Below are 11,727 nucleotides of genomic sequence, written 5' to 3'. Positions count from 1 at the left end.
CCGATATTGTTATTGTTACAGTATTGGTACCATTTTTTGATGCTAGCAACACATTATGATTTTCAACAGATTTGGGAGAATAGAAGTAACTTCATATTAAAAACTTGATGGAAATCAACTTTTCATTAATTTGCGCTAAATATTCTAGCGATACAAATTGAAAATCACGGTCCATTTATTGTTGTTAAATTATAGTGTCTTTATATAGCAAACAATGTGTTAGCACACATATTTATGCGGCAAACTCTATATGGCTCTTGTATTTTCGCTGCTAGTGTAGCGTAAACAAAATCGAATTGTAATATGGATATTTCTTCCCCAAATCACCACATCTAACTAACAAACTAGCTACATGAGTATATACTAAACTTGTTTTATTTTATCGATATTAATCCACATATGTACATGATTTTAGTAATTTAATGTGACTTCTATTCAATTATTGAAGTTTGAATAGAATACTGATGGTTAAAATTTAGTCGTTATGAGGGTTGAGGATAAACAATGGTTTTTATTTTCCACCGCTCTGGTATGATCAGTGCAATAGTTCCGCCATTGTTTAGCAATAGGATATGAAGGCTAATGATCATCAATGCCAAAGGGCCAGCGAGTTTTGCCGAGAAATATATTGTTCGTTCCATTTGGGAAAACAAATTTCCACCAGGATCAATTTTACCTGCTGAACGTGAGCTGTCTGAACTTATCGGTGTTACTCGCACGACGTTAAGAGAAGTATTACAACGTCTTGCTCGAGATGGTTGGTTGAAAATTCAACACGGTAAACCTACCCAAGTGAATAATTTTTGGGAAACGTCTGGGTTGAATATTTTAGAAACCATTGCTGATTTGAATCCTGATGGTTTTCCATTATTAGTCGATCAACTAATGGCTGCTCGCGGTAACGTAAGCAATATTTATTTCCGTGCTTCAATTCGCCACAATCCTGAAAAAGTGGTTGAAGTATTGGCTGGTATTAACAATTTAGAAAATGATGCAGAATCGTATGCTGCATTTGATTATAAGCTGCATCATACATTAGCATTTGCCTCAGGTAACCCTCTGTATGTGTTGATTTTAAATGGGTTTAAAGGTCTTTATAATCGAGTGGGACGTTACTATTTTTCAAGCCAAGAAGCGCGCGAATTAACCATGCGTTTCTATCTAAAACTTGAAGCCTTAGCGAAAGATAAAAATTATACTGATGTGCCTTCGCTTATGCGTATTAATGGCATCGAAAGCGGTAAAATGTGGCAAAAGCTACGTGATGATTTACCTGCTGAAATGGGGCATGACAAATCTTAATGAGTCGTAAATAATGATGTATCAATAGTTATTCCAATAATTATTCACAATAATACTGTTTAATTTATTGGCTTGGAATATCAACCCATATCTAAAAACCAATCATAATGATTGGTTTTTTTATGTGGCCAATGTTGAAGAAATAACATTGTTGAGCCTGAGTGAGTTTTGGGCGAGTTGATAAGCTAGGGGATTTTGAGTGTTGAATAAAGCAATTAACAGGGAACAAACGTGGCGAATGTAGATAAAATAAAAGCTAGATAAAGAGTCGCATCTTTGGTGGGTAAACACCGAAAAAAAAGGAGCCCAGAGGCTCCTTTAGTTTTTGCAGTTAATCGAAATTAAGCAGCAAAGTTCTTATTAACAAATTCCCAGTTAACAAGCTGCCAGAAGTGAGCTAAATACTCTGGACGTGCGTTACGGTAATCAACGTAGTAAGCATGTTCCCATACGTCTACTGTTAATAAAATAGTAACAGATTCATCTGTTAACGGTGTAGCTGCATTGCTAGTGTTAACAATTGCTAATGAACCATCAGCTTTTTTCACTAACCATGTCCAAGCGCTACCAAAGTTATTTACTGCAGAATCAGTAAACTTAGCTTTGAATTCTTCAAAAGAACCAAAAGAAGCGTTGATAGCAGCAGCGATATCGCCAGTTGCTTCGCCGCCAGCATTCGGTGCTAGACAGTTCCAATAAAAAGTGTGGTTCCAAACTTGAGCCGCGTTGTTGAACATACCACCAGTTGAAGTTTTAACCACTTCTTCTAGTGTTTTGCCAGCAAACTCAGTTCCTTCAACTAAACCGTTTAGTTTTACCACATATGTGTTGTGATGCTTACCATAATGGAACTCAATGGTTTCTTGTGAAATGTGTGGTTCAAGTGCGTTCTTTGCATAAGGTAATGCTGGTAGTTCGAAAGCCATTAGTATCTCTCCATGGATTCAGGTTATCGTTTTGTTTACCAATCAGGTAACATTGCTCTACTGCTATTGTACTGATTATTTTTGTGATGTGAATCATTGTTTAGGGAATTATGTGGATTGCAGTAATCGAATTTATGGATTTTAGATAAACCCTACAAACTGTGGCATTTTGTTCTTTGTCTAGGTGTCGTACAATAGGCATAATGTGTTCAGTCGTCATACTTAGGAAATCAAATGGAAACTGTAGAAAAGATTAAGCAGCAAATTAGCGAAAACCCAATTATCGTGTACATGAAAGGTTCACCTAAGCTACCTAGCTGTGGATTTTCATCTCAGGTTGCTCAGGTGATGATCAATTGTGGTGAACAATTTGCATTCGTAGATATTTTACAGCACCCAGATATTCGTGCTGAATTACCAAAATTTGCTAACTGGCCAACATTTCCACAATTATGGGTTGAAGGCGAGTTGATTGGTGGTTGTGACATCATCACTGAAATGTTCCAAAAAGGTGAACTTCAGCCAATCATCAAAGCGACTGCAGATAAATTTCGTACTGAAGATGCAGCAGAATAATGACATATAATTGAGTGCCTAAGGCACTTAATAAAAAGCCCCAAGCCTAAAGGTTATTGGGGCTTTTTTATATCGTTTTAAAACGATCACTTACAACGCAGTGTTACTTCTTGCGGTTACATAAAGTTACTTTTCTGCTTGTGGTTTTTTCACGGCAGGTAAGATCAAGTTCATCAAAATAGCGACAATACCGCACAAACTGATCCCGGTTAAACTAAACGAGCCAATACCAAAGGCCATTCCGCCAATACCAAATACCAACGTTACCCCGACAATACTAAGATTACGAGGTTCAGATAAATCAACTTGATGACGAATTAAGGTATTTAATCCCACTGCTGCAATTGATCCAAATAGTAAACACATAATGCCGCCCATTACGGGTACGGGGATAGTTTGCATCACAGCGCCAAGCTTGCCAACAAAGGCTAATGTAATTGCGGTGATAGCTGTCCACGTCATTATGCGTGGATCAAAACTTTTAGTCAGTGTCACTGCACCTGTTACTTCGCTATAGGTAGTATTAGGGGGACCCCCCAATGCTGCCGCTGCAATGGTGGCAATACCGTCACCGGTAAGGGTGCGATGCAAACCGGGCTTTTTAAAATAATCTTTGCCTGTGACATTAGATATAGCCAAAATATCACCAATGTGTTCAACGGCTGGCGCAATAGCCACAGGGATCATAAATAAAATCGCATGCCAATTAAACTCAGGGGCGACAAAGTTTGGCATGGCTAACCAAGCAGCTTGGCTTACAGGGGTAAAATCAACAACACCAAAAGCTAAACTAATGCCATAGCCAACTAAAATACCAGCAAGGATGGGCATTAAACGTACTAATCCTTTAGCAAAAATTGCTACTATTATGGTGGTCATTAATGCACAAAGAGAAATCGTTAGTGCAATATTTTGTTCAACGATGATTAAGCTACCATCACCACTTTTGCCTAATGCCATATTGACTGCAACTGGCGCTAAGCCCAAACCAATAATCATAATCACGGGGCCAACAACAACAGGAGGTAATAGCATGTGGATAAACCCAGTACCACGCAGTTTTACGGTTAAACCCAGTAGCATATAGACCCCCCCGCCGCCATTAAACCGCCCATGGTGGCTGGAATACCCCATGTTTGTACGCCATATAAAATGGGGGCAATAAAAGCAAAGGAAGAAGCAAGAAATACAGGGACTTGGCGTTTAGTGACCAATTGAAACAGAAGGGTACCGAAACCGGCAGTAAATAAGGCAACACTTGTGTCCAAGCCGGTTAAGAGCGGCATCAACACTAGCGCACCAAAAGCGACAAATAACATTTGTGCGCCTTGAAGCGGAATTAACACGCGTTTCATATTGTTCTCCATCAGTATTTAGAAAGTTAGCGTGTGATTAAACGGCGCGAATTGTCACATAAAAGCGATCATATGCATAACAACTTTGAGGACGCTGTAGCGATTATTGTTATTTGATATAGCTACAATAGTGAGGGCTTGTTAATCGGTTGCTGTAAATATTGATTTGAGATAAACCGGCCTGTCCTTGGTATAAATTGCTGCATCTTTGCTTACTCATTTAGCATCGCTAAATGCCATCATCACTGTCTTGAATAAAACCGCAGTAAACGCCTGAACATTTAATGTGAAAAATCAACGCATCTCCTTCAATATATCGATACAAAAAAGAGTTTGCGTTATCCATTACTCGATAGAAATTTATTATGATATAATTTGATTACTTTTATTTGCTGCGTTTATGTTATCAGATGCTGAAAAAACTAATTAATCTCATTGCTTTACCATTGGTTGCACTCATTACTATTGCGACTGTACATGCTGCTGAAGTCGGTAAGCTCGATGAAGCCGATATTGCGGTGAGTTCACGAGCGAACGATGTTAAAAATAATGCCCTTAAAGAGGCTCTAGCTGCCGTTTTTTTAAAAAACTCTGGTCTGCCTAGTGTGGTGTTAAACCCATTAGTTAAAGCTCAAATTAATACTCCTGAAATTATTTTAACGCAATATGGGTATTATGAACAAAATGGTGAGCTAATGCTAAAAGCCAGTTTTGATCACCAACGGGTGATTTCAACGCTACGTCAAGCTGGCTTACCTGTGTGGGGCAGCCAACGCCCATTAACGTTATTATGGATGTCTGTTGATGAAAATAATGAACCCACTATTCTAGCTGATGGTTCTGCAGCAGATATTCGTGCTGAATTAACTCAAGAGTCTAATAACAAAGGCATTCCATTATTACTGCCTATTATGGATTTAGATGATGTTATGCAAGTGAGTATCAATGATGTGCGAGGGATGTTTACTGATGTGTTAGCTAAAGCATCAATGCGTTACCAAGCGGATTACTTTGCTATTGCTAACGTGGACACTCAAGGCGGTAATCTACATTACACGCTTAAATTATTTGATAAAAATACAACCAATGGTGTGTTACAGGCTTTAATTTCACAACAGGGTGACGCTGCTGATTATCAGCAAGCAACTAAGCGTATGATGAACATTTTGGCTGATTATTATATTAGCCAGTTTGCTATTGCCTCTACTGGCAGTGATGTTGCGACACAAGTTAGTTTTACGGGCTTAAATAATATGACTCAAGTAGTACATATTGAAACCTACCTTCGTCAACTCAGTGCCGTAAAGTCGATTAACCTGAGTCAATTTAAAGGTGACTCTGCCACTTATACTTTAGAGCTATTCAGTAGTGTAGATGATTTGCAACGACTGCTTAATATTGATAGTCGTTTATCGCAATTAGATACTGTTGGCAGTGTAGATTCATTTTATGAAGCTAAAACCAGTGATAGTAAACCTAAATTGATTTATCAATGGTTAGGCCAATAAGTATTATTAACCAGTGCGCTGTACAGCGTTAACGTACAGCGTAAAATGCTATACCAAGACGGTCTTTATGTCGGTTTTTTACCTAAACTCGCATAATAGAATCACTTAGGTATAATGACGTTAGTCCGTTTATGATTTTGAGACCTATCTGAGTGACACAAAACTCACCAAGACAATTATCTTTACCCGTTTATTTACCTGACGATGAAACTTTTCAAAGTTATTACCCTGCTTCGGGTAATGACGAATTGATCCAGAAACTTCAAGCTAGTGCTGAAGGGAATTTGGCTTCTTCTTTATATCTCTATGGTCCTGAAAAGTCAGGCCGTACCCATCTAATGCATGCTGCTTGTGCTCATGCCAATGATTTAGAACGTCGTACTTTATATATCCCACTCGGTATCCACGCGAGTATTTCACCGGCTTTATTTGAGGGTCTAGAATCCCTTGACTTGATTTGTATTGATGATATTGAAGCGATAGCGGGTCATCCTGTGTGGGAAGAGGCCATTTTTCATTTATATAACCGTATTGCGGAACAACAGGATTGCCGTTTGATTGTTAGCGGTAAAGCTTCACCATCTGAAACCGGTTTTTTATTACCCGATTTAGTTTCTCGTATGCAGTGGGGATTAATTTATCAACTGCAACCAATGGCTGATGATGAAAAACTACTTGCGTTGCAGCGCCGAGCGGCAATGCGTGGTTTGCAGTTGTCCGATGACGTCGGACGCTTTTTGCTGACGCGTATGGCGCGTGATTTACGCACCCTGTTTGATGTACTCGATAAACTTGATAAAGCTTCTATGGTACATCAGCGTAAACTAACGATTCCGTTTATAAAAGAAATGCTGAGGTTATAAAGTCAATCTCGATTTCTTAGCCTTTGAATCAATTTTAAATATTAGCTTAAGAACTTGATTTCGGAAGCGGTAACTCACTAAGCCAAATCAAACACAATAAAAAACGCCAAATGAATTCATTTGGCGTTTTTGTTTATCTAAGGGAGTGACTAATGTGCATGTTGGTCGCCACTAAACTGCAATGGTCGATTATCAATGACAGTGTCATCAGACTGGTTAGAGACTTTTTGTAGCGATTTAGACTGATCCGCAGTTAAGACTAAATTTTGTGCCCAGGTTTGGCCTTTCACTAACGCAGCAGGCTCCGGTAAACCGTCCATCACGAGTTGGGTGTTAATATCGGGCATCATTTGTCCGAGAACGTAGCTGGCGCGATCGCGCAATTCAGCCTGTCCAATTCGGCCGCGCACTCCCCATTCAACAGTAATGGTTGAGCTTGTTTGTACTTCTGGTTTATCTGTAATGGCGATATCACGTAAAGTGTCATAGCGATGGCTCATCATTATTTCTTCAAACAGCATGGCAACATCTTCACGTTTTGACGAGTAAGCATAATCATCATTGGCTAAATCATTAGCAAAAAATTCAGCGACATCACTGGGACTAAACGCTTTTTGAGTACTGTTTGCAGATTCCCCTAAGTGTTGAACCTTAGCAAGGCCATACATTTCATCACTGAGTAATGGATAACGGATGTTAAGTTGATCAGACGTCATTGCATTATTTTTTTCACGAAGATTAAATTCGTCTTTTAATGTTGGCCCTTGAATATTGGCATGCATGCTTTGCGGGTAATAGTCATTTGCATGAGCCAGTTCGTGGTACATGAGCCTTGCTAGATTAGAAGACATATTATCCTTACTGCGGTTTATACGGTTTCCTTTTTCTATATATTCACTTGCATACGCATTATTTTTAACATAACGATATGGAGATAAGTAATTCAAGTCTTCACCAAAACTGCTGCGATAGTCTGGTGTTTCGTTAATGGTGTCACGTTGGGCAGACGTCAGCCATAAATATTCAGGGTCGAGATATATGGCTCCGATATAACCCGAATAATAAGCCGGCCTGATATCGTAACTAATAATGACTGCAGTCACTGATTGTAATAGCTCAACAAAGTCAGTGTTTGTTTGTGCACGAAGGTAAGTTTCAAAATTCTGTCCCATCCAGTCGTGGGACACTACGACTCTGTCCATTATGGTATCAATCGGGTCTGGCTGACTGTCTTGACTAATAAATGGCAGTTCGTTGAGGATGTTACATGGGTCAATTTGCTGGTTAGAGTAAGTACAGTTAACAAGGTTATCGGCATAAGCTGAATCTGCTTTGTAGGGATGTACTCGTGCGAGAGGGTAATTATAGTAAGCCTTCGATGGGATAGCTTGCTCTTTTGTGACAAGTAAATGTACATCATCACTGACTGTTTGGCCGTCAAAGGTTGCTGTGGCTTTTAGGCTAATAAGTTGGTCGCTGTTTACGTCTGGTGCGTTAAACAGTGGTCGATTAAGGTCAGTTAAATCGACACTATTAAAACCAACGTTGTCGATGTTTGGGTATATGCACCAGCTGATATCTGTGGGTACTTGGCCATTTATATTTTGAATTCTTAAACTAGCATCTATATTTGCCACCATTTGATGGTCATTGTTAATCCGTAAAATATTATCTGTAGAGTCAGCGGTTATTGACACTACCTCTTCATAATTGCTCGAACCGCCTGTTACCGTCACTTTAAAACTGTAGTTATCGTTACTGCTGGGTGTAAAGGCTAATACTGGGCTATTCACTGAGGCTAACTCAAGGCTAGGACCTGAGACTTGTTGCCATAGAAACGTACGGCCGGCACTATTTTGATCGGCTATTGACGCGGTAATACTGCCAGGTCTATTGGCGGCATAATTTTGTTCAACGATAAAAACCAGTTCAGAATCGGTGGATACTAAATTTTTGCTTGAATTGTCACTGCAGATCTCAAAAGCTGAAGAGGATGGTATTCCAGAATTATCATCGGAAGAGTCACTGCCACACGCACTGACTAATATGGTACTGGCTATAAGACTGTAAAAGCCTACATTACGCGATGCATTCATTAAACGACTCCATGTTTATTTTTTTAGAATTATAAAATACACTTATATAACATCTTGTTAACACACCAACCTAACACGCACTGTTTATTAAATGCAATAAACAAAAAAGCGCCATAAGGCGCTTTATATACAATCAATTAAACAGGCATTAATATAGGGGGTGTTGATCTTTAAAGTTTATTTTTGCAGCAAATTGCTGACCATTTTTAACATATATAACAGCGAGGCAGAGACTTTGAGGTGTAGTTATTTTACATAAATAGTCGATAAAGCAATAAAAATGGTCAACAAATGCTGGCCGAAGGGTTCGGCCAAAACGTTTTTCTCTTTGTTGAGTGCATTTTGCTCAGATGATTAGACATCCATGCATTCGCCTCGATTAAAACGTTTTAAACTCGAACTAAACTCAACCAGAAAAGTTCAACATACCCTATTGTTGTTCAGACTTTTTCTTCAACCCTAATCCTAGCTCCCGGCCGCGTTTACGAGCATAGAATGGAAAACTCACCAACAAAGCACAAATCAATACTGATTCAATCAGTGCAAATACCAACGCATCAGTGGTGACATAAGCAAGGGTTAATCCATGCAATAAATACACACACAGAACAAAGCTAGCCCAGGCATAGGTATATGGATTGCCAGTTAACACACCTTTGAGTGGCAACAGTAAAGGCACAATCCATATTAGGCTGAACCCAAGCGAGTAAGTCCCGTTGATACCTTGTTGGATAAACCAGCCGCTAAGCAACAGGAGTAACGCAAGGTAACCGATACGGCTAAGTTGAAACAAGGTTTGAGAAGTCATTGTTTTACTCGTTACAGAATAGAAAGAACATTTTCAGGTGGACGACCAATGGCAGCTTTATTATTTGCTAACACGATAGGTCGTTCGATTAATTTAGGTGTTGTCACCATAGCCGCGATAAGTTGATCTTCAGATAATGATGTATCAGCTAAGTTTTGAGCTTTATATTCATCTTCTTTAGTACGCATTAACTGGCGAGCTGTTAAGCCTAGTTGTTGTAATATCGTTTGAATTTCAGTGGCAGAAAGGGGCGTCTTTAAATATTCAATGATAGTGATATCGACGTTATTTGCTTGCAGTAATGCTAACGTTTCACGGCTTTTTGAACAGCGTGGGTTATGGTAAATTGTCGTTTTTACTGTTTTCATAGTCAAAGTCCGTCATTAAAAAATGGCAAACAATAAGTTGATTTATTGTTTGCCATTATTCTATCAAAGAATCACTTATAAGGTTAGATAATCACGGCTATTTTAATTCTTCCATTGCCCTATCTGCTTGTCTAAATTGCCTTATTCTCGCTTCAATTCGTGCCAGTTGTAACGTTTGGCCGTTAGAGTAGCGATAAGCATAATTGAGTTGGTCGATTGCTCCTTTATAGTTAGCAGATAAGGCCATGAGTTCAGCATTGCTATAATACTCAAGCGCTTTATTGTCCAATTTACGGTATGCGTCGGCCATAATTTGATATGGCAGCATATTCTGCTTATCAAAAAATATTAGTTCTTCTAAAAGTGGGATGGCTTTATTAGGCTGATCAGCCTGAACATAAATATTAGCTAAGTTTGTGTTGACCACTTGCGAGGTCGGTTTCAATTTTCGCTGAGCTTCTAATAATGCTATTGCGCCTGCAAAATCTTTTTTCTGATCTAACAAATCTGTTTTGGTGTCGATGTAGAACAGATTATTATCATCTTGTTTTAGTAAATCATCAATAATCACTTCAGCTTGAGCAAATTTTTCTAACCGGAAAAGGGCTAAGGCTTTGCCATAAAGAGCGGCCTCTTTGAAAGAGTATTCGTTCTTTTTCAGCTGTTGTTCAAATAAAGATAACGCGGCATCATCACTAAAACTGGAAAAACGCACTTGAATACGCGCTTTTGCTAACTGAAAGTTTAAACTGTTAGGCACATTATGTTTAGGGTACTGAGCCGCACGGTTACGCGCCTCGGTAATACGAGACTCTGGCAACGGATGTGTCAGTAACATTTGCGGTGGCGTAGTGGTAAAACGATAGCGAATAGCCAGTTGACCAAAAAAAGTGGCGGCAGCATTGGGATCAAATCCCGCATCAACAAGAATTTGCATTCCAATACGGTCTGCTTCTTTTTCATGTAAGCGGGTATAGTTGATTTTTGATTGCGTTGTTAAAGCTTGGGTGGTGGCTAATGCCGCCATACCGGCTTGAGGCGCTGCTATGGTTAATAAAATAGCCCCTAGCATGCCCACAATGGTAGCAGTCGAACTCTTTTGTTGTGCTTCTAGTGAGCGAGCAAGGTGTCGTTGGGTTACATGGGTAATTTCGTGTGCGAGCACTGATGCTAATTCACTTTCAGTGTCGGCATTTAAAAATAAGCCAGTATGCACGCCAACATGACCACCGAAAAATGCAAAGGCGTTAATTTCATCATTGCGCAATAAAAAGAAATAAAACGGCGTTTTTACGCCAGTGGCATTAGCAACTAGCTTATTACCTAGTTCTGATAGATATTGGCTTAGCACCGGATCACTAAGAACGGGTGCAGAAGAGCGAATAACGCGCATATAAGCGTCACCGTAAACGGTTTCTTTTTCTAAACTAAAAGTATTGACCGCTGCGGTGCCAAGATCCGGTAGATCATTATTAGCAAAACTGTGGCCAATACTGGCGGCAAATAACACGCTTATAGCGCTAGCGGCCAGTGTTTTTGAAAAGGTCGATAATGATAATTTGCTCAAGCGAAACCTTTAATGATGATTGAATCGAAAATTTAAGCTTAACCAATAAGTTTGCTTAAGTTACATTGCTTGTGGTTTATTGTCCAAGCTAGGATAATAGCCCTAGATTGTTTAAAGCAAGTTGATAATGATTTTAATTGATTTAACACCCTATGTTTGTCCTTATCCTTTGGTAAAAGTAAAACTTTTATTGAAGCAAATGGATATGGATGAAAAATTACATGTTCTGTTATCAGACCCCGGTTCGCGCCGAGATGTTCCCTTGTTGATAAAAAAAATGGGTTTTGGTATTGAAATCATTGCAGATCAACCGCATTGTTTATCATTTATCATCACCAAAAGAAATTGATATTGTTCA

At 39.1% G+C, this 11,727-nt stretch carries 10 protein-coding genes and 1 pseudogene; 5 read left to right on the top strand and 6 right to left on the bottom strand.

Annotated features, from left to right (window positions below; translation table 11 throughout):
* The first annotated feature begins 582 nt into the window (after nt 1-582).
* On the top strand, nt 583-1,302 hold the full coding sequence (gene fadR / locus EGC82_RS13025; protein WP_124731145.1) for a fatty acid metabolism transcriptional regulator FadR: 720 nt from the start codon (nt 583-585) through the stop codon (nt 1,300-1,302).
* A gap of 341 nt (nt 1,303-1,643) precedes the next feature.
* On the opposite strand, the gene sodB is transcribed toward fadR, so the two are convergent.
* Nucleotides 1,644-2,228, bottom strand: a complete 585-nt coding sequence (gene sodB, locus EGC82_RS13020; RefSeq protein WP_011637213.1) for a superoxide dismutase [Fe] — start codon at nt 2,226-2,228, stop codon at nt 1,644-1,646.
* Nucleotides 2,229-2,462: 234 nt separating this feature from the next.
* Here sodB and grxD point away from each other — a divergent pair, with 234 nt between their 5' ends.
* Nucleotides 2,463-2,804, top strand: coding sequence for a Grx4 family monothiol glutaredoxin (gene grxD, locus EGC82_RS13015; protein WP_011637214.1), 342 nt, complete (start codon nt 2,463-2,465; stop codon nt 2,802-2,804).
* Between the two features lie 126 nt (nt 2,805-2,930).
* Here the strand turns inward: grxD and EGC82_RS13010 are convergent.
* Nucleotides 2,931-4,090, bottom strand: a pseudogene (locus EGC82_RS13010) (uracil-xanthine permease family protein).
* Between the two features lie 479 nt (nt 4,091-4,569).
* Between EGC82_RS13010 and EGC82_RS13005 the strand changes: the two are divergent.
* Both EGC82_RS13005 and hda read left to right on the top strand, forming a co-directional pair.
* Nucleotides 4,570-5,667 carry a DUF2066 domain-containing protein gene (locus EGC82_RS13005; protein WP_124731144.1) on the top strand — a complete coding sequence of 366 codons (1,098 nt, stop codon included), beginning with the start codon at nt 4,570-4,572 and terminating at the stop codon, nt 5,665-5,667.
* Between the two features lie 152 nt (nt 5,668-5,819).
* Nucleotides 5,820-6,530, top strand: coding sequence for a DnaA inactivator Hda (gene hda, locus EGC82_RS13000; RefSeq protein ID WP_124731143.1), 711 nt, complete (start codon nt 5,820-5,822; stop codon nt 6,528-6,530).
* 149 nt (nt 6,531-6,679) lie between these two features.
* On the opposite strand, the gene EGC82_RS12995 is transcribed toward hda, so the two are convergent.
* The 4 genes from EGC82_RS12995 to bepA form a co-directional block, all read right to left on the bottom strand.
* Nucleotides 6,680-8,626, bottom strand: coding sequence for a hypothetical protein (locus tag EGC82_RS12995; protein ID WP_124731142.1), 1,947 nt, complete (start codon nt 8,624-8,626; stop codon nt 6,680-6,682).
* A gap of 430 nt (nt 8,627-9,056) precedes the next feature.
* Nucleotides 9,057-9,434: a DUF2069 domain-containing protein gene (locus tag EGC82_RS12990; protein ID WP_124731141.1), complete on the bottom strand. Its 378-nt coding sequence runs from the start codon at nt 9,432-9,434 to the stop codon at nt 9,057-9,059.
* Between the two features lie 11 nt (nt 9,435-9,445).
* Nucleotides 9,446-9,802, bottom strand: a complete 357-nt coding sequence (gene arsC, locus EGC82_RS12985) for an arsenate reductase (glutaredoxin) (RefSeq protein ID WP_124731140.1) — start codon at nt 9,800-9,802, stop codon at nt 9,446-9,448.
* A gap of 97 nt (nt 9,803-9,899) precedes the next feature.
* Nucleotides 9,900-11,333, bottom strand: a complete 1,434-nt coding sequence (gene bepA / locus EGC82_RS12980) for a beta-barrel assembly-enhancing protease (RefSeq protein WP_244212588.1) — start codon at nt 11,331-11,333, stop codon at nt 9,900-9,902.
* Nucleotides 11,334-11,496: 163 nt separating this feature from the next.
* Here bepA and EGC82_RS12975 point away from each other — a divergent pair, with 163 nt between their 5' ends.
* Nucleotides 11,497-11,718, top strand: coding sequence for a sulfurtransferase TusA family protein (locus EGC82_RS12975; protein ID WP_124731138.1), 222 nt, complete (start codon nt 11,497-11,499; stop codon nt 11,716-11,718).
* Nucleotides 11,719-11,727 lie beyond the last annotated feature (9 nt).

The sequence above is a fragment of the Shewanella livingstonensis genome, assembly GCF_003855395.1.
In the GTDB taxonomy this organism is placed as follows: Bacteria; Pseudomonadota; Gammaproteobacteria; order Enterobacterales; family Shewanellaceae; genus Shewanella; species Shewanella livingstonensis.
This window is presented reverse-complemented; position numbering and strand designations above follow the sequence as displayed.

What these genes read in the sequence shown, in the direction of transcription:
- fadR (WP_124731145.1), top strand. Translation starts at nt 583, where the DNA reads ATGATCATCAATGCCAAAGGGCCAGCGAGTTTTGCCGAGAAATATATT.
- sodB (WP_011637213.1), bottom strand. Translation starts at nt 2,228, where the DNA reads ATGGCTTTCGAACTACCAGCATTACCTTATGCAAAGAACGCACTTGAA.
- grxD (WP_011637214.1), top strand. Translation starts at nt 2,463, where the DNA reads ATGGAAACTGTAGAAAAGATTAAGCAGCAAATTAGCGAAAACCCAATT.
- EGC82_RS13005 (WP_124731144.1), top strand. Translation starts at nt 4,570, where the DNA reads ATGCTGAAAAAACTAATTAATCTCATTGCTTTACCATTGGTTGCACTC.
- EGC82_RS12995 (WP_124731142.1), bottom strand. Translation starts at nt 8,626, where the DNA reads ATGAATGCATCGCGTAATGTAGGCTTTTACAGTCTTATAGCCAGTACC.
- EGC82_RS12990 (WP_124731141.1), bottom strand. Translation starts at nt 9,434, where the DNA reads ATGACTTCTCAAACCTTGTTTCAACTTAGCCGTATCGGTTACCTTGCG.
- arsC (WP_124731140.1), bottom strand. Translation starts at nt 9,802, where the DNA reads ATGAAAACAGTAAAAACGACAATTTACCATAACCCACGCTGTTCAAAA.
- EGC82_RS12975 (WP_124731138.1), top strand. Translation starts at nt 11,497, where the DNA reads ATGATTTTAATTGATTTAACACCCTATGTTTGTCCTTATCCTTTGGTA.